Origin of the sequence: Rhodanobacter thiooxydans, from assembly GCF_030291135.1 — a bacterium.
GTDB classification, from domain to species: Bacteria; Pseudomonadota; Gammaproteobacteria; order Xanthomonadales; family Rhodanobacteraceae; genus Rhodanobacter; species Rhodanobacter thiooxydans_A.
The window spans coordinates 2,190,098-2,210,215 of record NZ_CP127409.1; the positions used below are offsets into that span (position 1 = coordinate 2,190,098).

The window sequence follows — 20,118 nt, forward strand, 5'->3', positions numbered from 1 at the left end:
AGACGCCCGCACGGTTCCCTCAGGCCCATCGCGGCGGGCGCAAACGGCGCAGCGGTGCCGGCACGCCGCCGTGTTCGGCGGTCAGCCCCGACATCACCAGCCGCCGGAACGGCGCCAGCCGCGCGCCCGCACCCAGCGCCAGCTTGCGCAGCGCGCGCGCCGGGCGGCGGTCGTCGGTGTACAGGCCGGCCAGCAGGTTGGTAGCCAGGTACAGCGGCCGCGTGGCCAGCCGCAACCGGCGTTCGTAACGCGCCAGCAGCGCGGGCGCGGCGATGGACTGCCCGGCGGCCTGCGCGGCGCGCAGCTCGCGCGCCAGGATGTCCTGCCCGAGCAGGCCGAAGTTGAAACCGTGCGCGGTGACCGGATGCATGCCCACCGCCGCGTCGCCGATCAACGCGAAGCGCTCGGCGACGAAACGCTTCGCATACACGCCCACCAGCGGATAGGCGCAACGCGGGCCGGCCACGCTCATCGCGCCCAGCCGGTGCCCGAAGCGTGCGGCCATGGCGGCTTCCAGCGCCGCATCGTCCAGCGCCAGCAGCTCGCGCATCACCGGCGGGGTCAGGGTCAGCACCACCGAAGACGTGTGCGCATCGTGCAACGGCAGCAGGGCCAGGGTCTGGCCGTGGCCGAACCATTCCCACGCCACCTGTTCGTGCGGCACCTCATGGCGCATGCGCAGCACCAGCATGGTCTTGCCGAAGTCGCGCATCTGCGCACCGATGCCCATCGCGCGGCGGGTGTCGGAGTAGCGGCTGTCGGCCGCGACCAGCAGTTGCGCATGCAGCGTGTCGCCACCGTCCAGTTCGACCCGGACGCCGTCGGCATCGGTACGCACCGCGCCGACCCGCGCGCCGGTGATGCGCTCGACCTCGGGCAACGCCATCACCTCCTCGTACGCGGCACGGCGAATCGCGTGGTTGCTCACCAGCCAGCCCAGCTGCGACTTGCCCGCCTCGTCGTGGCGGAACATCAGGCCATCGCGGTCGTCGCCGTCGAGCACCAGCGCGTCGCGCAGGGTGCCAACCTCCTCCTCGCGCAGGCGCGCCCACAGGCCCAGCTCGTGCAGCAGCCGCTGCGAGTGGTGGGTGATCGCGATCTCGCGACCATCGTCGGCGGGTACGATCAGCGCAGCCTCCTGCTGCCGTTCGATCAGCGCGATGCGCAGGCCGCTGCCGGCCAGCGAACGGGCGAAACACAAGCCGGCCGGGCCGGCACCGATGACCACGATATCGAAGGACATGGGTGGGACACTCCAGAAAATGATCACCGGCAAGCTGCGGGGCGCGGCGCCGGCCCGCGTTGACGCCGGTCAGGAAAACCGCCGGCTGGCCGCCGCGTCAGCCACCGCAACCGCCACAGCAGATCGACGGCAGCTGCACCACCTGCTTCGGCGCCACCGGCCAGCCAACCTGCCGCAGCACCTCGATCAGGTCCGCCGACGTCATCACGGCGGATACCCGCAGCACCAGGCCGCTCATGTCGAGATCGGCCACCGCGGTCGGATCGATGTCGAACAGGGCATCCTGCACGACGGCAGGACTGGGGGACGCATCAGTCAGGGCGATATGGAATTCCATCGGATTGCCTCGTTTCATGGACACTGTCACGGTGTCGTTGACACCGATATTCGGCAGCGTCGCCGGCCGCCGCCTTGACCCCGGTCAAGCGCGGGCCCGGCCATGTCGATCCGGCCGGCGGCCATTCGTCGCATGGACAACCCACACCACAAGGCGATCCGCCATGTCCCTCGCGTTCTACGCCCATCCGTTCTCCTCCTACTGCCAGAAGGTGCTGATCGCGCTGTACGAGAACGGTACAGCGTTCGAATGGCGCGTACTCACGCCGGACGATGCCGTCACCGACGCCGAATTCACCGCGCTGTGGCCGATCCGCCGCTTTCCCCTGCTGCGCGACGGCGAACGCACGGTGGTCGAATCGAGCATCATCATCGAGTACCTCGACCGGCATTACCCCGGCAGCGCACCGCTGATTCCCGTCGACGCCGACACCGCGCTCGAGGCGCGTGCGATGGACCGCTTCTTCGACAACTACGTGCACACGCCGCAGCAGAAGATCGTGTGGGACAGCCTGCGCCCCGCCGCCGACCGCGATCCCTACGGCGTGAAGGAAGCGCGCGCCATGCTCGACATCGCCTACACCTGGCTGGACCGGAAACTCGCCGACCGCCACTGGGCCACCGGCGGCGACTTCAGCCTCGCCGACTGCGCCGCCGCGCCGGCGCTGTTCTACGCCGACTGGACCCACCCGATCCCGCCGGGATGCGCCAACGTGCTGGCCTACCGGCAACGCCTGCTGGCGCGCCCCTCGTTCGCCCGCGCGGTGGACGAGGCACGCCCGTACCGTTCGTACTTCCCGCTCGGCGCACCCGACCGCGACTGAGCGAACCCGCAGGAGACCACCATGAAGAACCATCCACCCATCGTCAGCCGCGAACAATGGCAGGCCGCGCGCCACGCCCAGCTCGCGGAAGAAAAGGCACTGACCCGCGCGCAGGACGCCGTGAACGCCAAGCGCCGGCGCCTGCCGATGACCCGCGTCGACGACGGCTACACGTTCGCCTCGCCCGCCGGCACGCACAGCTTTGCCGAGCTGTTCGAAGGCCGCCCACAGCTGATCGTCTACCACAACATGCTGGCGCCGGATTCGGACCATGTCTGCCCCGGCTGCTCGTTCTACTGCGACCAGATCGGCAACCTGGCGCACCTCAACGCGCGCGGCGCCACCTTCGCGGTGGTCTCGCGCGCCCGGGTAGCCGAGATCGAGCCGGTCAAGGCGCGGCTGGGCTGGCGCTTCCCCTGGTACTCCTGCTTCGGCAGCCGCTTCCACGATGACTTCGTCGCCGCCGAAGGCGCCCCGTTCGGCCTGTCGGTGTTCCTGCGCACGGAGGAAGGCATCTTCCAGACCTGGTTCACCACCGGCCGCGGCATCGAGCTGCCCATCAGCACCTTCGGCCTGCTCGACGCCACCCCGTGGGGCCGCCAGGAAGCCTGGGAGGACTCGCCTGAAGGCTGGCCGCAGCAGCCCACCTGGAGCCAGGTGAAGATCCACGACCAATACCCCGGATAACCCTGCCAGGGCACGCCGCCCCGCGGGCAGGCACGGCTGGCCCGCCCGTCATGCATCGTTGCCGGTCGCGGGCTTCACGTATCAGTAACGTCGCCGCGACAATGCTTGAAGGCGCGGCGCCCGAGGGCCAGCGCGCCGGCGGTACGACCCGGGCCCCAATCTGGAGGCAATCATGAAACGGCTGCTCCTCGCGGGCTTCGCGCTCGCGTTGCTGGCCCCTGCGCTTGTGTGGGCGCAGGACTCGTTCACCGGTACCTGGAAACTGGACCCGGCCTCGGTACACCGTACCGGCAAACCGCTGGTGATGTCGCTCAAGGACGGCATGTACCAATGCAACTGCACGCCAGCGATCAGCGTCAAGGCCGACGGCGAGGATCACCCGGTCAGCGGGCACGAGAACTTCAACACGGTGGCCATCAAGGTCGTCGACGAGCACACCATCCAGGAAACCGACAAGCAGAATGGCAAGGTCGTGTCCGGCGGCAATTTCACCGTGGCGGCGGACGGCAAGACCGCCACCAGCGAGTTCACCCAGTACCACGACGGCGCCGCAACCGGCGGCGCCAAGGCGACGTTCAAGCGGACCAGCAACGGCGCCGCGGGGTCGCACGCGGTCGCCGGCTCATGGCAATTCAGCCAGGGCATCAGCGCCAGCGGTGGCATCTCCAGCGACACCTACAAGGTCGCCGGCAATGACATCAGCTACAGCGACGAATCCGGCAACGCCTACACCGCCATGATCGACGGCAAGGCCGTGCCGCTGATGAACCACGGCAAGCAGGACGGCACCGTGTCGGTGAAACGACTGGACAAGCAGACCCTTCGCGAGACCTACCAGAAGGATGGAAAGACCACGCTCACCAGCACCATGAGCGTGTCCGCCGACGGCAGGACCATGAAGACATCCAACCACAACCCCAAGTCCGGCCGCACGACGTCGTTCGATTCGAACAAGCAATGAATCGTGCGGGGCCGCGCAGCGACCTTCATCGCAGCGCGGGCGACACGGAAAGGCCACGCCCGCGTGGCCTTTCCTTCCCATGGCACGGATCCGGCGACGTAGCGCAGCGGCCCGCTGCCACCGCGTCGATGCCGCCCGCTTACTCCACCGGTACGGCCGCCGCGCGACGCGCCCGGCGCCCCTTCCACAGGTAGCCGATGCCCAGCAGCACGAACCACACGGGGCTGGCGATCAGCGCCTCGCGGGTATCCGGCTGCAGGCTCAGCAGCACCAGCACGAACACGAAGAACGCCAGGCACACCCAGCACATGAACACGCCGCCGGGCATCTTGTATGTCGACGCTTCGTGCAGCTGCGGCCGCTTGCGCCGGTAGGCCATGTAGGCGAACAGGATCAGCGACCACACGAACATGAACAGCACCGCCGACAGCGTGGTGATCAGGGTGAACGCGGTGATCAGGTCGGGGATCAGGTAGATCATCGCCGCGCCCAGCAGCAGGCAGAAGCAGGAGAACAACAGGCCCAGCGACGGCACCGCCGCCCGCGACAGCCGCGCGAACGCCTTCGGCGCGTGCTGCTCCTCGGCCAGGCCGTACAGCATGCGACTGGTGGAGAAGATCCCGCTGTTGGCCGAGGAGGTGGCCGAGGTCAGCACCACGAAGTTGATCAGGCTGGCCGCGGCCGGGATGCCGGCCAGCACGAACAGCTCCACGAACGGGCTCTTGCCAGCTTCCACCAGGCGCCACGGCGTCACCATCATGATCGCGACCAGCGCCAGCACGTAGAAGATGATGATGCGCACCGGGATCGAGTTGATCGCCTTGGGCAGGTTGCGCTTCGGGTCGGCCGTCTCGGCGGCGGTGGTGCCGACCAGCTCGATGCCGACGAAGGCGAACACCGCGATCTGGAAGCCGGCGAAGAAGCCGCTCATACCCTTCGGGAAGAACCCGCCGTCATTCCACAGATTGGCCAGCGAAGCCTTGTGTCCGCTCGGCGAGGTAAAGCCCCACGCAACCAGCGCGAAGCCGGTGACGATCAGCGCGATGATCGCGATGATCTTGATCAGCGCGAACCAGAATTCCATCTCGCCGAACAACTTCACCGTCACCAGGTTCAGGCTGAGCAGCAGCAGCACGCACAGCACCGCCGGAATCCACGGCGCCAGCCCGGGGAACCAGAACTGCGCGTAGGCGGCGATCGCGATCACGTCGGCGATCGCGGTGATCACCCAGCAGAACCAGTAGGTCCAGCCGCAGAAGAAACCGGCCCACGGCCCGAGCAGGTCGGTGGAGAAGTCGATGAAGGATTTGTACTCGAGGTTGGACAAGAGCAGCTCGCCCATCGCCCGCATCACGAAGAACAGCATCACGCCGATGATCAGGTAGACCAGCAGGATCGACGGCCCGGCCAGGCTGATCGTCTTGCCCGAGCCCATGAACAGGCCGGTGCCGATCGCGCCGCCGATGGCGATCAGCTGCAGGTGCCGGTTGGAAAGGCTGCGCCTCAGATGCTCGGGGTGTTCCAGCGATGCGGTCATGCGGCGCGCCTTGGCGTTGGGAAGCCGCCAACATACAGAAAAGCGCACGCGGCATCCATGCGCCACATGGATGCCACAGCGCAGCTCAATGCTGCCCGTGCGGCTTTGCCGGCAGGGTGCGGAAGTAGGCGTACAGCGCACCGACCTCATCGTCGGTGAGGAAGCGGGTCACCCGCACCGGCATGTAGTCGGTCTTCAAGGCACGGCCGCCCGGCGTCACGCCCTCGCGCAACGCCTTCTTCAGGTCGACCTCGCTCCAGCTCGCCAGGCCGCTCGGGTCCGGCGTGAGGTTGGCGGCATCGGGCCAGTCCGGCGGGGTGCCCGGAATGTGCCCGCCGGAGAAACCCTTGCCGTGGCAGCCGGCGCAGGCGGTGGCGAGGTAGGCGCCGTAGGCGGCGGTGGGGCCGGCTGCAGGCGGCTCGCTGTGCTGCACGGCGTGGTCGACGATCTCCGCCGGCAACAGCGGCACCTTGCCGGCCACGAACAGTACGCGCCCCAACGGGCCGACCCGGTTCGCCGGCGGCGTGCGATCGACCGCCGGCACGCTGTGCAGGTAGGCCAGCAGGTCGCCCAGGTCCGCATCGCCGAGGTGGCTGAACTCCTGCGCCGGCATGAACAGCAACGAGCGCCCGTCCGGCGCCACGCCGTGGCGGATCGCGCGCACCCGGTCCACGTCGGTGAGCTTGCCGCCCGGCCCGCCCGGCGTGAGGTTGCTACCCGACAGCCGGGCGAACAGCGGATTGTCGATGAAGGTGGCGCCGCCCAGGTCGGCGCCGTGGCAATCCTTGCAGCCGCGGATCGCAGCCAGGTGGCTGCCCCGTTCGACTGCCGCCGCATCGGTGGGCACCACCGGCACCGGCGGGTCGATCCGGTACACCTTCGCCATGCGCCGCTCGCTCAGCACATAGGCCGAGAGCACCACCGCCAGCAACAGCACCAGCACAGCGGCCAGCAGGCGGCCGAGCCACTTCCATACCCTGCGCATATAGCCCCTCCCCATCCCCCGATGCGGAAGCAGGCAGAGTAGTGCGATACCGGGCGTCGCGCCATCGGAATTCCGGGGCCATCTCATGGCCAACCAATCCCACGTCCAAGGCTCGCCAGCGTGAAGGGCGAGGGTTAATTAGCCACGCCCCCTTTTATTGTACGAATCTCCAGACGGCGCCTGACACCTTAATCAAGTCGAGCCGTGAAGCGGCTTTGGCTTGAATGAATTGTTTGCCGAGCAATCGACAGCTTTGTGCTGCGCCTGCCTGGACAAGCCCTCTGCTTGCGCATATCCCCAGAGCCCGAGAGCGAGGAAAGGCACGAACGCCACCAAATGCAAGTAACCAATGATTTTTGCCCCGGACCCTCGCCGAATTCTGATCAGGCGCAACGATTTCTCGCGCAAGGGCGGGACCTGTCCGTCCCTGAGTATCTTGAAGCCACGCCTCCCGAACGCAAAGGCAACGACAAGCCCAGCGAGAAACGGCAGGCCGACAAAAAGACCCTGCCACAGCACGGTAGTCCCGCTGACACCAAAGACAGTCCGACATTGCGCCGAGGTTGAAAATTCACGCAACCAAGGAGAGAGCCAAAGCTTCTCAAAAGCTACAAGCAACCCTCCCGCCGTTGTACCAAGCAACGCAATCCGAATTCTTTCGGCTCTGCTGTACTGCTCTGCAAACTCTGGGGATTCATCCATGGCCAGCTAACGCCTGAGTTGAGTGGCGGTGAAGTCGTCCGCCTTGAACGAATTAAGCGACGGTGAAGTCGTCCGCCTTGAACGAATTAAGCGGCGGCGAAGCCGTCCGCCTCGAATGAGATGTTAGGCTGCGGCTTCATTGCGCGCATCCCATGTGGCCAGTAAGTAAGTTGCCAACGCCCCCGAAAGGTTGACCGCAAGCTCTGCGTGACGCGATGCGGGATTACTACCAACCTTGCCTTTGCCGTGTGCGTCGCTGAGGCGGTTACGTAGAGAACCAAGCCCCTCCACGATTGCGGTGCAGCCACCGAGAATCTGTTTAAACACTTGTTCTGTGTGTTGAGATGGGGCCAACGTAAGGGTTTCAGCTGTCTTTTTGTAGAGCTTGGGAAGGTCTGCTGCGTCGTCGTAGGGAATGCCCGACTCGTCAAGAATGTGTTTGCAAATTGACTCAATAAGCGTCCGAGCAGACGTGATTGCGCCCTCCGGATCAGACGCGCGCCTGTCCAATGCCTTAGACCATGCCGCTTGAACATGTGACGCATCGAATTTTTCGAGCGCTTGCGATACGACCTTGTCCGATGGAGCAGATACACCACGCTCTATAGCATCCAAGACAGGACGGAACTCGCTCCAAATGTAATTACGGCGCTCAGCGTATGTACTAAATTCAAATTTGATGAATTGCCAGAACTGTGCAAGGTTGCGACAGGTGCGTAGCAACTTTGGTAGCAATGACTCCAGCGCGGCATTAGCCAACAGCATTTGACGCAGGCGAATGTACTCTGAATCGTCCTCGTTCCCGCCGGTTGCCTCCGAAATCAGAAGGTTCTGCAGGGTTTCTGTTTGGTCGAGCAAATCGTTCACTTGTTTAGCAGCCTAACGCTTAGTAGACCCCAAAAGTAGGGTATTGCACCGAGTATGCGGCTCCGCCCCTGACCGCACAAGCGGACAATTCCTAAAGCCGATCAAGCCCTTGCACACCAGCGCTAGCACCAGCATCGGTGCGAATACAGGCAGCGGTGTTATACAACCCTTTTGAGGGTGTACGAGTTACACAGGCAAAAGTACGGGTGTAACCGGGTGCGAAAATACCGTGGCTACCGGGTCGGTGCAGGCACGTCGGGGATAAAGAGGCGGGTTTGCGTTCCCGGGACAGAAAGCTGACCCGCCCATGCCCCGGCTCTCTCTACACCCCCGGATTCCACGCCACCTGATTGCGACCCTGGTGCTTGGCCCGATACAGCGCGACATCGGCGGCATTGACCAGTTGCTCGAAGTCCGCACCAATGGCCGTGGCTCCTCCCACGCTGGTGGTGATGTCGATGCTGCGGCCATCGAACACTGCCGGTTCCGCCGCCACGGCGGCGCGCATGCGCTCGGCAAGTGCGCCGGCGGCCGCGGGCTTGATGGCAGGCAACACCAGCATGAACTCCTCGCCGCCATAACGCGCGAACAAGGCCTCGCGGGCCAGCCCCATGCCACGGATCACCCCGACGAAATGGTTGAGTACCGCGTCGCCCGCCGCGTGGCCCCAGTTGTCGTTGATCGACTTGAAGTGGTCCAGGTCGAACATCAGCACGCTGCAGGCCTGCCCGCGCGCGCGACAGGCATCGACCAGGCGCTCACCCGCCTCGATCAGCGCGCTGCGATTGAGCAGGCCGGTGAGCCCGTCGGTGCGCGCCAGCCGGCGCAGGTCCAGGGTCAGCCGCTCGGCCAGCATCAGGGTGAACCCGGTGCTCAGCAGGAACGAGGACAGGATGCCGAACAGATAATTCCAGGTGGTGAGCAGTTCGTCGAGCCGCGAGTGCGCGAACAGATCCGGAAACAGCACCACCACCGAACGCAGCAGGTAGAACAGCGCGTCGATGATGAAGATCAGCGCGGTGAAACTGCAGGTGTTGCGCATGTCCCGCGGCGAGCGCCACAGCAGCACCCAGACCATCCACACGTCCCACACCACGCTGTAGCCGCCAAACATCAGCGCCGAGACCGTCTGCATCGGCGGCCACAGGTAGACGTAGACCTGGCAGGCGACGAACAGGCCCACCACCGCCATCGGCCAGCGCCAGCGCAGCGGATAGCGCAGGTGGATGGCGATGCCCATCAGCATCAGCGCGTTGGCCAGCGCGATCAGGCCGCCGCCCACCACCGTGGAGAGCAGACCGCCATTTTCGTTCAGGCCCTGGAGGAGCGCGGCGGCGGTTATGACCCAGAACGCGGTGGCCCAGATGCGCAGCGCCGGCAGGCCACGCAGCACCAGCCCGAGCAGGGTGAAACTTATCGAGATGGCGATGCCGATGGCCGCGCCGATGACGCCGAGCGTATAGATGTCGAAGTGCATGCCCATTCCCGTATGCGGACCGAAAGCCAGGGCCGGCGTGCCGCTTCCGTCATGCGCACGCGGGACCTTCGGGCCGCCACGCCCCGCAAGGTAGCACGGCAGGACGCCGGCATCGCCGGCCGATACCACGCCGCGCCAGCCTCAGCCCGCCCGCCCCCGCCGGGCATATTCCGCCGGCGGACACCCCACCAGCGCCCTGAAGTCGCGGATGAAATGCGCCTGGTCGAAGTAGCCCAGCTCCAGCGCCAGCTGCGACCAGTCCACTGCGTCACCGGCATCGACACGCTGCAGCGCCTCGTGCATGCGGTAACGGTTGATCACCCACTTCGGGCCTATGCCCACGTACTGGTTGAACAGCCGCTGCAGCGTGCGCGGAGTCAGGGACCAGCGCGAGGCCACGTCGTCGAGGGTACGGAGGCTGCGCTCCGTGGCGATGGCGTCCACCACTTCGCCCACGCGCAACACCTGCGCATCGGGCGGCGGCAGGCGGGCGGCAAGGAAGTCGCTGGCCAGCGCCACCATCCGTTCGTCGTGCGGCTGCGCGTGCAGGATCGCCTCCAGCCGCGCCGCATCGTCGCCGAACACCTGTTGCGACAGGATCGAGCGGTTGCGCAAGGCGGACACCGGCTGCCGCAGGAAGCCGTGAAACCCACCGGGACGGAACTTCACGCCGAACACGCCACCGCACCCTTTCAGCGTGGTGCTGAAACGGCCGCTGTGAATGCCGTGGATGCGGCTGCCACCGGCTTCGCACACCAGGTGTACGTTCGGGTGCGGCAGCGTTTCACGCAGCTGCGGCGGGCCGCCCTGCAGGTCCCAGCGCACGATCCAGTAGTGCTGCAATACGCCAGCCAGCGCGGGCGGCGGCGCGATACGCGCATGGTGGAACACGCCCGCCACCGGCGCATGGCGCAGCACGCCGCGAGCCTCGCCCACGCCCTCGTTCATGCGCGCCACCCGCAGCAGATGGCACCGGCCTGTCGCATTTTTACAATCATCGATGCTCCGGCCGTGCTTTCATGTCGGCACGCGACGCCACGCAGGAGTTTCCCATGAAGGTTGCGATGCTGCTCCTGCTCGCCGTCGCCGCTTCCCTACCTGCGGCAGCCCTTGCACGAACCCCCACGGAGCCCGTCCCCATGCACGCCACCGGCAACTTCGACGTCAAGATACAGCCGCAGACCCCCGACAACCCCCAGGCCAGGGCCTCCGGTCTCGGCCGCCTGTCGCTGGACAAGCAGTTCCATGGCGACCTCGATGCCACCAGCCAGGGCGAGATGCTGGCGGCAGGCGACGGCACCACTTCCGGCGCCTACGTGGCGCTGGAAAAAGTTACCGGCAAGCTGCACGGCCGCAGCGGCAGCTTCGTGCTGGTGCACCGCGCGCTGATGGTCGGCGGCACGCCGCGGGAATGGACCGTCACGGTAGTGCCCGAGTCCGGCACCGGCGAACTGGCCGGGCTGGACGGCGCGATGACGATCACCATCGTCGACGGCAAGCACGGTTACGATCTGAGCTACACCCTGCCCGACCACTGAATGGCCCGGGCTGCCCCATGAAATCCCGGGAAGCACCACGATGAGCCAGCCCACGGAAGCATCCGGCAGCGCCACGGCGAAAACGCCTTCCGTGCTGCGGCGGATCCCGGCCGGCATCTGGGCGCTCGGCATGGTCTCGCTGCTGATGGACACCTCCTCGGAGATGATCCACGCGCTGTTGCCGGTATACCTGGTCAGCGTGCTCGGCGCCTCGGCACTCGCGGTCGGCTTCATCGAGGGCATCGCCGAAGCCACCGCGGCGATCACCAAGGTGTTCTCCGGCGTGCTGTCGGACTGGCTGGGACGACGCAAGCTGCTGGTGGCGATCGGCTACGGCCTCGCCGCGTTCACCAAGCCGATCTTTCCGCTGGCGAGCACGCTCGGCTGGGTGGTCACCGCGCGCTTCGTGGACCGCATCGGCAAGGGCATCCGCGGCGCGCCGCGCGATGCGCTGATCGCCGACCTGGCGCCGGCCGAACTGCGCGGCGCCTCGTTCGGCCTGCGCCAGTCGCTGGACACGGTCGGCGCGTTCCTCGGCCCGGCGCTGGCGATCGCGCTGATGTGGCTGGCTGCCGACAACATCCGGCTGGTGTTCTGGTTCGCGGTGCTACCGGGCTTTGCGGCGTTCGCGCTGGTGGTGTTCGGCGTGCACGACGTGCCGGACAGCGGGGAAAAGAAGCGGGCACGCTCGCCGTTGTCGCGCACCGAGCTGGCCCGGCTGCCGCCGCTGTACTGGGGCGTAGTGGCGATCGCCGCGGTGTTCACCCTGGCCCGCTTCAGCGAGGCCTTCCTGGTGCTGCGCGCGCAGGAACTGGGGCTGGGGCTGGTACTGATCCCGCTGGTGCTGGTGGTAATGAACGTGGTGTACGCGCTGTCGTCCTACCCGGTCGGCGTGCTGGCCGATCGCTTCGACCGCGGCACGTTGCTCGGGCTGGGCGTGCTGGTGCTGGTGCTGGCAGACCTGGCGCTGGCCCTCGTCGGCGGACTGGCCGGGCTGGCGTTGGGCGTGGTGTTGTGGGGCCTGCACATGGGCATGACCCAGGGCCTGCTGGCCGCGCTGGTCGCCGACGCCGCGCCGGCCGACCTGCGCGGCACCGCATACGGCATGTTCAATCTGGTGAGTGGGCTGACCCTGCTGGCGGCCAGCGTGGTGGCCGGCGAGTTGTGGGATGCGTTCGGCTCGCATGCCACCTTCCTCGCCGGCGCCGGTTTCGCAGTCTTGGCGCTGCTCGCGCTGGTGCCGGTGGCGCGGCGGGTGCGCCGGAACCGGCCCGCACCGGGCTGAACAGCGCATCGCACGACACGCTCGACAGGCAACGCGTCCACCGCGTCGATGTCGATTTCGCCGGCGCCTGTTCGTCATCCAGATAATCCCGAGCCCAGGAGAACCGCGATGAGCCGTGCCCCACCCTGGTGCCCGCTGCCGAGCTGGCTGCGCGCAACCCCATGTGCTTCCCCAACGAAAGTGACGCCTACCGCCGCGCGCGCACCGCGTTGCTGGCCGAGGAGATCGAGCTGCGCCGGCACCTCGAGCGTGTCGCCAAACTGCGCCGCGCGCTGCCGCCCGGCGGCGAGGTGACCGGCGACTACCGCTTCCGGGGCGAACGCGGGCCGGTCGATTTCGCTGGCCTGTTCGGCGACAGGCAGACCCTCGTGGTCTACAGCTACATGTTCGGCCCGCAGCGCGCGCGGCCCTGCCCGATGTGCACTTCGCTGCTGAGCGCGTGGGACGGCGAGGCGCGCGACGTGGGCCAGCGCGTGGCGCTGGCCGTGGTGGCGCGCTCGCCGATCGAGCGCCTCGTCGCGTTCAAGAACGAACGCGGCTGGCGCGATCTGCGGCTGTACTCGGATACCGACGGCGCCTACAGCCGTGACTACTTCGCCGTCGACCCGGACGGCGGCGACGGCGACCAGGCCGCCTTCAACGTGTTCACCCGCCGTGACGGCACGATCCGCCACTTCTGGAGTGGCGAGATGGGCTTCGAGAGCGCCGACCCCGGCCAGGACCCGCGCGGCGCACCGGACCTGATGCCGCTGTGGACCATTCTGGACTGCACGCCGGAAGGCCGCGGCACGGACTGGTACCCCAAGCTCGAGTACTGATGCTGGCGGCGGCGTGCAGCCGCCGCCGACCATTCACGGACGCGGTGGAACGCAGCTCTCGTCCAGCTGGCGCAGCTCGCATTCGATCTGCCACTCGTCGCCATGCACCTGCAGGAAGCGCCGGGTCAGCTCCAGCGCCTGCTGCATCGAATCGGCCTGCAGCAGCGCGTAGCCGCCGATCACTTCCTTCGTCTCGGTGAACGGGCCGTCCGTCGTCGTCAGCTTGCCGTGCGACAACCGTGTGCGCGTGCCTTCCGCGGTCGGCCGCAGCCCTGCGGTGTCCAGCAACGTGCCGTCGGCCATCATCTGCGCCATCAGCTTGCCCATGTCGTCCATCAGCTGCTGGCTGGGCCGCTGCCCGGTGTTCTCGTTGATCCGGATCATCGAAAGAAATCGCATCGTTGTCGCTCCCGCAGGTCATGGCGCAGCCGCGCGACCGGCCCCATGCCGGCCCGCCCATCGCTCTCCTGTCATGGCGACGAACGGGTCCGGGCCGGATCGACACATGCTGCCTGCGCGCTGCTACGAAAGCGGGTGCCGCTCCATCGCCGCGGCATCCGCATCGCAGCGACCGTCCGCGCAACGTTCCGCCGCTGGCGCCTCGGCCATGGCGTCGGGGCGCTGCTGTCCCGCCTCGACCAGCAGCGTGCCGATCTCCGCACCGAGCAGCAGGTCGTCGTACACACCGAACACCTGGCGGCGCAGCCGCCCCTGCGCGTCGATCAGGATCGTGGTCGGCGTGCCCTGCATGGCATAGGCGCGCATGGTGCACGGGATCGGGTCGCCGTCCGGGCCAGGCGCGTCGATGCCGACCGGGAACGCCACACGGTATTCGTACAGGAACGCGCGCAGCGACTCCGGCCCCATCGCCGCATGGTGCTCGAACACCGTATGCAGGCCGACCACCGCCAGCGGCGCGCCCTCGAACAGCTTCGCCACGCGCTGCGCCTGCGGGATGCCGTGCGCCACGCAGCCGGGACAAAGCATCTGGAAGGCGTGCAGCAGCACCACCCGCCCGCGGAAGTGGCCGAGGCTCAACGGCTCGGGGGTATTCAGCCAGGCGCTGGTGCGCCACTCGGGGGCCGGTTCCGGCGTCATCGGAAATCTCCTTCCTCGATGTACGGACGCGTCATCTGCAGCAGACACGTTTTCAGCCGTGCAGCGTACATCCTCCCCACATCCCCGGCGGCGTACTGCCTGCCGGCGAGGAACGGCCGCAGGCTCAGTCCGGCAGCGCGGCCTGGCGACCCTGCAGGAAACGGCGCACGGCGGGATCGCCGGCAAGACCGATCGCGATGTCGAAGGCGTGCCGCGCGTCGCGGCAGGCGTGCGTCCTGGCCAGCAAGGCCGCCCGCGCCGCCCAGTAGGGCTGGTAATCGACAAGCCGGCCATCGGCGGCGAGCACATCCAAGATCCCGAGCGCCGCCTGCGGACCCTGCAGCTCCGCGATGGCCAGCGCGCGGTTGAGCGCAACCACCGGCGAGTCGCTGAGCGCCAGCAACGCGTCGTAGAGCTGGACCTCAGGCGTCCAGTCGGTGCGCCCGCTGCGGCAACGCTCGACATGGGCCGACTGCAGCGCGGCTTCGAGCTGATAGCGACCGATACGGCCCAGCCGGCTGGCGCGCAGCAGCAGCGCCTCGGCCTCGTCGATCATCGCCGCGTCCCATCGCGCGACATCCTGTTCCGCCAGCGGCACGTAGTCGCCCGCCACCGTTCGGCGCGCAGAACGGCGCGCTTCCGCGTGCAGCATGCAGGCCAGCAGGCCCAGCGCCTCCGGCTCCTGCGGCAGCATGCCAGCCACCAGCCTGGCGAGGAACAGCGCCTCCGCGGTGAGGTCGCGACGGATCGCATCGGTGCCGCCGGGATCGCTCCAGCCTTCCGCGAAGGCGGCGTAGATGGCTTCCAGCACCCCGTCCAGCCGCCCGGCCAGTTCGTCGCGCGCAGGCACGGCAAAGGGAATGCCGGCCTGCCGGATCTTCTGCTTGGCCCGCCCCAGCCGCTTGCCCATTGCCTCGGGCGAGGCGAGGAAGGCCGCGGCGATCGCCTTCGCGTCCAGCCCGAGCACCGCCTGCAGCATCAACGGCGCGCGGATGCCGGCATCGATGGCCGGATGCGCGCAGGCGAACAGCAGCGCGAGGCGCCGATCCGGGATGGCGGCGTCATCCCCTTCCGCCACCGCGCTCTCCTCGATCTCGGCGAGGATGCGCAGCTGCACGGCCGCCGCTTCGCCGTGGCGGTGGCGCCGGAACCGGTCGATCCCCTTGCGCCTGGCCACGGTCAACAACCAGGCTTCCGGATTCGCGGGGCAGCCGTTGCGCGGCCAGTCCGCCAGGGCCGTGGCAAAGGCTTCGGACAAGGCATCCTCGGCCGCTGCCACGTCATGCAGGGCAGCGGCGAGGAAGGCGACGAGCTTGCCGTAGCTGCGGCGGGCCACCGCATCCGCCGCACGGCGCGCCTGCGCGGTGCGATCCAAGCTACATGCTCCAGACCGGCCGCACTTCGATAATGCCGTGACTCGCACCCGGGCAGCGCGCCGCCCAGGCGAGTGCGGCATCCAGGTCGGCGACGTCGATGAGGTAGTAGCCGCCCAGTTGCTCCTTGGAGTCCGCGTAGGGGCCGTCCAGTACTTGCGACTTGCCGTTCGCCACGCGCACGGTGGTCGCGGTCGTCGTGCCCTGCAGGCGGTTCGACCCGGCCAGCGCGCCCGCCGTCTTCAACGCCTGCGTATAGGCCCCGTAGGCTGCAATGCCCTGTTCCTGCTCGGCCGGCGACATCCGCGACCAGCCGCCTTCCTCCGCATACAGCATCAGTAGATATTGCATCGTAATTCTCCGTTCCAGGTGATCGGCGGGCAGCATGCGCCGCCATACCCATGACGTGCGGGGTTCCCCGATTTGGACAAGGTCGATCCCGCACGGCGATGGCGATGCATCCGGGCTGCCGCCCTAGCCGTCCGCGGCGCGTGCTTCGGCGATCAGCGTGGGGAGCAGTTCCGACACGGTCGGATGGATCGGCACCGTGCGCTGCAGCTGCGTGGCGGTGGCGCCCACGCTCATCATGTCGATGATGCCGTGGATCGCCTCGTCGCCCTCGATGCCGAGGATCGCCGCCCCCAGGATAGCCTTCGTTCCGGCGTCGATGATCACCTTCATGAAACCGTGCGTCTCGTCCCTCTCCACCGCACGCCCGACCCGACTCATCGGCCGCTTGCCGACCAGGAACGGGCGGCCGCGCTTGCGCGCCTCGGTTTCGCCGATGCCGACACGCCCCAGCGGCGGGTCGATGTACAACGCGTAGCCGCTGACCCGCTCGCTGAGGCGACGGTGCTCGCCGTCGAGCAGGTTCGCCGCGACGATCTCGAAGTCGTTGTAGGACGTATGCGTGAACGCGCCGCGCCCGTTGCAGTCGCCCAGCGCCAAGATGCCCGGCACGTTCGTGCGCAGTTCGTCGTCGACGCCGATGTAGCCGCGTTCGTCCGTCGTCACGCCGGCCTGCTCCAGGCCGAGGTCACCGGTGTTGGGCACACGCCCCACCGCCAGCAGCACGTGGCTGCAGTCGATCCGCTCGCCATCGGCGGTCACCCGGATCCCATCACCGGCGCGCTCGAACGCGAGGTCGGCGACGCCGGTGCGGATGTCGATGCCCTCGCCTTGCAGGATTCCGCGCACGGTCGTCGAGATGTCCTCGTCCTCGTGCCCGATCAGGTACGGCCCCTTTTCCACCACGGTGACGCGCGCGCCGAAGCGGCGGTACATCTGCGCGTATTCCAGCCCGATGTAACTGCCGCCGACGATCAGCAGGTGGGGCGGCACGCGGTCCAGTCCGAGGATCGAGGTGTTGGTGAGATAGGGAATGTCATGCACGCCGGGCATGTCCGGTACCGCCGCGCGGGCGCCGACGTTCAGGAAAATCTGTGGTGCGGTGAGTCGCTCCTCGCCGACGCGCAGGGTCTGCGCATCCTCGAACCGTGCATGGCCCTCGATCACCGTGCAGCCGTCCATGCCATCGAGCCACGCGCGCACGCCGTGGCGCGCGTTCGCGATGACGGTATCGGCGCGCGACTTCACCCTGACCATGTCGATGCCCACGCCGCCCGCCAGCACCACGCCGAAATCCGCCGCACGACGGGCCATGTGCGCGGCACGCGCGCTGGCAACCAGGGTCTTGGTCGGCATGCAGCCGGTGTTGACGCAGGTGCCACCGAACAGCTTGCGCTCGACCAGGGCCACCGATCGGCCGGCGCCGGTCAACCTACCCGCCAGCGGCGGCCCGGCCTGGCCGGCGCCGACGATGATCGCATCGAAACGGCGGCTCACGACGCTGCAGCCGCGAACTGCAGCGCACCGCGCACCGTCAATCCATAGCCATGAAGAACCATGTCGTCACTCCTGCATGAAGGCGGCTGTTGTAACGCGAACAACCGGACAGGCCCGACAAATTTCCGTGAAGCCGCTGCCAAGGGGGGAGCAATGTGGCCTTGCGCCCTCAGCCAGCGGGCGGCACGTCGAAGCAGTACGCCGTGTTGCGCGCCGATGCCCGCTCGCCGAACTCGCGCGCAAAGGCCGCGAGGTTGCCATAAGGCGCGAGCGGCACAGTGACACGGAAGGCCAGGTGCTCGACCAGGCAGAACAGCGATGCCTCCAGCAGGCTGAGGTCGCGCGGCGGCAGCGTGGCGATGACCGGCAACAGCCTTTCGTCGAGCCACTGCAGCGCATTGCGCAATCCCGCGGCGGCCTTGGCGAAGTAGATGCTGTCTGCCGGAAGTTGCGCGACCTGCGTGCCGAAGCCGAGCTGCACCTGGGCCTGCATGGCGTGCCAGACGAGTTCCTGCGCATTGCGCGCCTGCAGCTCGCGCACATCCTCGGGCCAGACGATGCGCCGGCGCTCCGGCGCGGATTCTGCCAGCACGCGGCAGATGTTCTCGGCACCGAACACCGTCGCCCCGCCGAGGGTGAGCACCGGCAGCTTGAGCGCGGGATTGCCCGCGTAGTCGCGCGCATCCAGCGACGCCAGGTTGTAGACCGGGGCGAACTCGCAGACCACGCCCAGCTCCAGCGCGAACACGCGCACCAGGCGGGTGAAATGTGAACTGCTGCGGCCGGTGATCCGCGGTACCGGATTCATGCCGGCCATGTCATTTTCACGAGACAAGACACTCCCTCCTGCGTTCCATCAACCGCGGCTTTCACGCCTTTCCCGTCGAGCCGCCGTGCGCGAACGCAACGAAGCCTTCCACGAACTTGCGCAGCTGGTCGCTGGTGCGCGCATCGGCGATGGCGCCGTCGGCATCGAACACGCTGCCCGCGTGCGACACCATCAGGCGGCCACCAGTCCACAGTTCCGCGCCGATCGTGCGCAGCACCGGCAGCCAGGCGTTCTGCGACAGGATGGTGCCGAAGCCGCCGGGCGATGCGCCGATCAGCGCCACCGGCTTGCCGGCGAATACACGCGGGATGTCGGCCGGCGGCCGGGTCAGCCAGTCCAGCGCGTTCTTGGTCACGCCGGGAATGCTGTTGTTGTATTCGGGCGTGGCGATCAGCAGGCCGTCGGCCGCGACGATCGCCTCCTTCAGCGCCGTCACCTCGGCCGGAATGCCGTGCGCGGCTTCATCGTCGCCGTTGTACAGCGGGAACGCGGCGATCGACATGACCTGCAGCCGGCTGCCGGCTGGCATCGCCGCGACCGCGGCATGCAGCAGCGCGGTATTGAACGAGCCCGTGCGCAGGCTGCCGGAAAACCCCACCAGAATGGCCATGTTCCACCTCTCAGGCGGCGACGGCGACAGGAGCGTCAAGGGTAGCGCGAAAATCGCTGCGCACCGCATGGCAAAGGGCGCGGCCCGACGACCCGCAAAGCCGGGCCGGCGCAGGAAATCCCGCCCGCCACGCCGGCGGGCTGCCGGGTTACGATGCCGTCTCCTCGTCGCATCGCGGCGTGTTGCCGCCGTTCCAGGAGATTTGCACGTCGTGTCGCACTACTCCGGCCCCCTGCTCACCCACCCCGTCGCCGCCTCGTTGCTGGCTGCACGCGATGCCGGCGCGGGTGAATGGAGCGGCTCGCTGGACCTGGAAGTCTCGAACGGCCATGCCGCGCTGCAGGCGGACACCTGGCAGTGGCGAGACCGACGCTACCCGTATCCATCCGCGCTGAAGGACCGCACGATCTATTGCTGGGACGGCGACGCGTTCGCGCCGGTGGCGCGCTATGCCGGCTCGCTGATCAAGCTGGTGCCCACCGAATGGGGCGCGCCTACCTTCGAGATCGACGGCATCAAGATGCTGCCCACCTCGAAGGAGTCGCCGCTGGACGACGCGCGCCGCAAGGTCGCGCTGGTCGAGCCGCGCGGCAAGGTGGTGCTGGATACCTGCGGCGGCCTGGGCTATTTCGCGGCCTGCTGCCTGGAGGCCGGCGTGGCGCGCATCCTCTCATTCGAGAAGAACGCCGACGTGCTGTGGCTGCGCACGCTCAACCCGTGGTCACCCGATCCCGGGACACCCGCCAGCGGCGGCCGCCTGCAACTCAGCCATGCCGATGTGTCGCAGGCGATCGTGCAAATGGCCGACGCTTCGGTGGACGCGCTGCTGCACGACCCGCCGCGCTTCGGCATCGCCGGCGAGCTGTACGCGCAGGCGTTCTACGACCAGCTGGCGCGCGTGCTGCGCAAGGGCGGCCGGCTGTTCCACTACACCGGCAGCCCGAACAAGCTCACCAGCGGCCGTGACGTGCCGCGCGAGGTGGCGAAACGGCTGGAGAAGGCCGGGTTCAAGGCGCAGCTGGCGCTGGACGGCGTCCTGGCAACGCGGCGCTGAGCCGGCGTCCGGACAGCTGCCGGAGCGGTCCCGCCCTGCTCCGGCCCTC

The 20,118-nt window shown here is 67.8% G+C and carries 22 protein-coding genes; 7 read left to right on the plus strand and 15 right to left on the minus strand.

Annotation, left to right across the window (positions count from 1 at the left end):
* Positions 1-19: 19 nt before the first annotated feature.
* The gene (gene ubiM, locus QQA13_RS10020; RefSeq protein WP_108472560.1) at positions 20-1,243 is read right to left on the minus strand and encodes a 5-demethoxyubiquinol-8 5-hydroxylase UbiM; all 1,224 of its coding nucleotides are present in this window, start codon (positions 1,241-1,243) and stop codon (positions 20-22) included.
* Positions 1,244-1,340: 97 nt separating this feature from the next.
* Positions 1,341-1,580 (minus strand): hypothetical protein, encoded by a 240-nt coding sequence (locus QQA13_RS10025; RefSeq protein ID WP_108472559.1) that lies wholly within the window; start codon positions 1,578-1,580, stop codon positions 1,341-1,343.
* A 163-nt stretch (positions 1,581-1,743) separates the two neighbouring features.
* Here QQA13_RS10025 and QQA13_RS10030 point away from each other — a divergent pair, with 163 nt between their 5' ends.
* From QQA13_RS10030 to QQA13_RS10040, 3 genes are all read left to right on the plus strand, one after another.
* Positions 1,744-2,403, plus strand: a complete 660-nt coding sequence (locus QQA13_RS10030; RefSeq protein ID WP_108472558.1) for a glutathione S-transferase family protein — start codon at positions 1,744-1,746, stop codon at positions 2,401-2,403.
* A 21-nt stretch (positions 2,404-2,424) separates the two neighbouring features.
* Positions 2,425-3,090 carry a DUF899 domain-containing protein gene (locus QQA13_RS10035; RefSeq protein ID WP_108472557.1) on the plus strand — a complete coding sequence of 222 codons (666 nt, stop codon included), beginning with the start codon at positions 2,425-2,427 and terminating at the stop codon, positions 3,088-3,090.
* Between the two features lie 172 nt (positions 3,091-3,262).
* Positions 3,263-4,051 carry a hypothetical protein gene (locus QQA13_RS10040; protein ID WP_108472556.1) on the plus strand — a complete coding sequence of 263 codons (789 nt, stop codon included), beginning with the start codon at positions 3,263-3,265 and terminating at the stop codon, positions 4,049-4,051.
* A 139-nt stretch (positions 4,052-4,190) separates the two neighbouring features.
* On the opposite strand, the gene cycA is transcribed toward QQA13_RS10040, so the two are convergent.
* The 6 genes from cycA to QQA13_RS10070 all read right to left on the minus strand — a co-directional run bounded on the left by cycA (position 4,191) and on the right by QQA13_RS10070 (position 10,567).
* Complete coding sequence (gene cycA / locus QQA13_RS10045; protein ID WP_108472555.1) at positions 4,191-5,588, minus strand: D-serine/D-alanine/glycine transporter; 1,398 nt, start codon at positions 5,586-5,588, stop codon at positions 4,191-4,193.
* Positions 5,589-5,673: 85 nt separating this feature from the next.
* A complete protein-coding gene (locus QQA13_RS10050; RefSeq protein ID WP_108472554.1) occupies positions 5,674-6,573 on the minus strand; it encodes a c-type cytochrome in 900 nt (299 codons plus the stop codon).
* A gap of 192 nt (positions 6,574-6,765) precedes the next feature.
* A complete protein-coding gene (locus QQA13_RS10055) occupies positions 6,766-7,275 on the minus strand; it encodes a hypothetical protein (protein ID WP_159082213.1) in 510 nt (169 codons plus the stop codon).
* Between the two features lie 123 nt (positions 7,276-7,398).
* The gene (locus QQA13_RS10060; protein ID WP_108472553.1) at positions 7,399-8,142 is read right to left on the minus strand and encodes an abortive infection family protein; all 744 of its coding nucleotides are present in this window, start codon (positions 8,140-8,142) and stop codon (positions 7,399-7,401) included.
* 322 nt (positions 8,143-8,464) lie between these two features.
* Entirely contained in the window at positions 8,465-9,619 is a 1,155-nt protein-coding gene (locus tag QQA13_RS10065; RefSeq protein WP_108472650.1) for a GGDEF domain-containing protein, read from the minus strand.
* Between the two features lie 141 nt (positions 9,620-9,760).
* Positions 9,761-10,567, minus strand: a complete 807-nt coding sequence (locus QQA13_RS10070) for a helix-turn-helix domain-containing protein (protein ID WP_108472552.1) — start codon at positions 10,565-10,567, stop codon at positions 9,761-9,763.
* 191 nt (positions 10,568-10,758) lie between these two features.
* On the opposite strand from QQA13_RS10070, the gene QQA13_RS10075 reads away from it, so the two are divergent.
* The 3 genes from QQA13_RS10075 to QQA13_RS10085 all read left to right on the plus strand — a co-directional run bounded on the left by QQA13_RS10075 (position 10,759) and on the right by QQA13_RS10085 (position 13,260).
* Entirely contained in the window at positions 10,759-11,157 is a 399-nt protein-coding gene (locus QQA13_RS10075) for a DUF3224 domain-containing protein (RefSeq protein ID WP_108472551.1), read from the plus strand.
* A gap of 40 nt (positions 11,158-11,197) precedes the next feature.
* Positions 11,198-12,442 carry an MFS transporter gene (locus tag QQA13_RS10080; protein ID WP_108472550.1) on the plus strand — a complete coding sequence of 415 codons (1,245 nt, stop codon included), beginning with the start codon at positions 11,198-11,200 and terminating at the stop codon, positions 12,440-12,442.
* 161 nt (positions 12,443-12,603) lie between these two features.
* Positions 12,604-13,260: a DUF899 family protein gene (locus QQA13_RS10085; protein WP_108472649.1), complete on the plus strand. Its 657-nt coding sequence runs from the start codon at positions 12,604-12,606 to the stop codon at positions 13,258-13,260.
* A gap of 33 nt (positions 13,261-13,293) precedes the next feature.
* Here QQA13_RS10085 and QQA13_RS10090 read toward each other — a convergent pair whose 3' ends face one another.
* The 7 genes from QQA13_RS10090 to QQA13_RS10120 all read right to left on the minus strand — a co-directional run bounded on the left by QQA13_RS10090 (position 13,294) and on the right by QQA13_RS10120 (position 19,015).
* Positions 13,294-13,659, minus strand: a complete 366-nt coding sequence (locus QQA13_RS10090; RefSeq protein WP_108472549.1) for a YciI family protein — start codon at positions 13,657-13,659, stop codon at positions 13,294-13,296.
* 123 nt (positions 13,660-13,782) lie between these two features.
* Complete coding sequence (locus QQA13_RS10095; RefSeq protein ID WP_108472548.1) at positions 13,783-14,358, minus strand: peroxiredoxin family protein; 576 nt, start codon at positions 14,356-14,358, stop codon at positions 13,783-13,785.
* A gap of 124 nt (positions 14,359-14,482) precedes the next feature.
* Entirely contained in the window at positions 14,483-15,733 is a 1,251-nt protein-coding gene (locus QQA13_RS10100; protein WP_108472547.1) for an RNA polymerase sigma factor, read from the minus strand.
* A 1-nt stretch (position 15,734) separates the two neighbouring features.
* Positions 15,735-16,082 carry a YciI family protein gene (locus QQA13_RS10105; protein ID WP_108472546.1) on the minus strand — a complete coding sequence of 116 codons (348 nt, stop codon included), beginning with the start codon at positions 16,080-16,082 and terminating at the stop codon, positions 15,735-15,737.
* Positions 16,083-16,205: 123 nt separating this feature from the next.
* Positions 16,206-17,576: an FAD-containing oxidoreductase gene (locus QQA13_RS10110; RefSeq protein WP_108472545.1), complete on the minus strand. Its 1,371-nt coding sequence runs from the start codon at positions 17,574-17,576 to the stop codon at positions 16,206-16,208.
* A 169-nt stretch (positions 17,577-17,745) separates the two neighbouring features.
* A complete protein-coding gene (locus tag QQA13_RS10115; RefSeq protein WP_234411371.1) occupies positions 17,746-18,411 on the minus strand; it encodes a glutathione S-transferase family protein in 666 nt (221 codons plus the stop codon).
* A 34-nt stretch (positions 18,412-18,445) separates the two neighbouring features.
* Positions 18,446-19,015, minus strand: coding sequence for an NADPH-dependent FMN reductase (locus QQA13_RS10120; RefSeq protein WP_108472544.1), 570 nt, complete (start codon positions 19,013-19,015; stop codon positions 18,446-18,448).
* A gap of 211 nt (positions 19,016-19,226) precedes the next feature.
* Here QQA13_RS10120 and QQA13_RS10125 point away from each other — a divergent pair, with 211 nt between their 5' ends.
* The gene (locus tag QQA13_RS10125; RefSeq protein ID WP_108472647.1) at positions 19,227-20,069 is read left to right on the plus strand and encodes a class I SAM-dependent methyltransferase; all 843 of its coding nucleotides are present in this window, start codon (positions 19,227-19,229) and stop codon (positions 20,067-20,069) included.
* Positions 20,070-20,118 lie beyond the last annotated feature (49 nt).

Bases quoted from the DNA above. Each gene is read 5' to 3' on its own strand.
- cycA (WP_108472555.1), bottom strand. From the start codon at position 5,588: ATGACCGCATCGCTGGAACACCCCGAGCATCTGAGGCGCAGCCTTTCC.
- QQA13_RS10120 (WP_108472544.1), bottom strand. From the start codon at position 19,015: ATGGCCATTCTGGTGGGGTTTTCCGGCAGCCTGCGCACGGGCTCGTTC.
- QQA13_RS10095 (WP_108472548.1), bottom strand. From the start codon at position 14,358: ATGACGCCGGAACCGGCCCCCGAGTGGCGCACCAGCGCCTGGCTGAAT.
- QQA13_RS10075 (WP_108472551.1), top strand. From the start codon at position 10,759: ATGCACGCCACCGGCAACTTCGACGTCAAGATACAGCCGCAGACCCCC.
- ubiM (WP_108472560.1), bottom strand. From the start codon at position 1,243: ATGTCCTTCGATATCGTGGTCATCGGTGCCGGCCCGGCCGGCTTGTGT.
- QQA13_RS10070 (WP_108472552.1), bottom strand. From the start codon at position 10,567: ATGAACGAGGGCGTGGGCGAGGCTCGCGGCGTGCTGCGCCATGCGCCG.
- QQA13_RS10105 (WP_108472546.1), bottom strand. From the start codon at position 16,082: ATGCAATATCTACTGATGCTGTATGCGGAGGAAGGCGGCTGGTCGCGG.
- QQA13_RS10090 (WP_108472549.1), bottom strand. From the start codon at position 13,659: ATGCGATTTCTTTCGATGATCCGGATCAACGAGAACACCGGGCAGCGG.
- QQA13_RS10065 (WP_108472650.1), bottom strand. From the start codon at position 9,619: ATGCACTTCGACATCTATACGCTCGGCGTCATCGGCGCGGCCATCGGC.
- QQA13_RS10080 (WP_108472550.1), top strand. From the start codon at position 11,198: ATGAGCCAGCCCACGGAAGCATCCGGCAGCGCCACGGCGAAAACGCCT.
- QQA13_RS10025 (WP_108472559.1), bottom strand. From the start codon at position 1,580: ATGGAATTCCATATCGCCCTGACTGATGCGTCCCCCAGTCCTGCCGTC.
- QQA13_RS10055 (WP_159082213.1), bottom strand. From the start codon at position 7,275: ATGGATGAATCCCCAGAGTTTGCAGAGCAGTACAGCAGAGCCGAAAGA.
- QQA13_RS10035 (WP_108472557.1), top strand. From the start codon at position 2,425: ATGAAGAACCATCCACCCATCGTCAGCCGCGAACAATGGCAGGCCGCG.
- QQA13_RS10050 (WP_108472554.1), bottom strand. From the start codon at position 6,573: ATGCGCAGGGTATGGAAGTGGCTCGGCCGCCTGCTGGCCGCTGTGCTG.
- QQA13_RS10085 (WP_108472649.1), top strand. From the start codon at position 12,604: ATGTGCTTCCCCAACGAAAGTGACGCCTACCGCCGCGCGCGCACCGCG.
- QQA13_RS10030 (WP_108472558.1), top strand. From the start codon at position 1,744: ATGTCCCTCGCGTTCTACGCCCATCCGTTCTCCTCCTACTGCCAGAAG.
- QQA13_RS10040 (WP_108472556.1), top strand. From the start codon at position 3,263: ATGAAACGGCTGCTCCTCGCGGGCTTCGCGCTCGCGTTGCTGGCCCCT.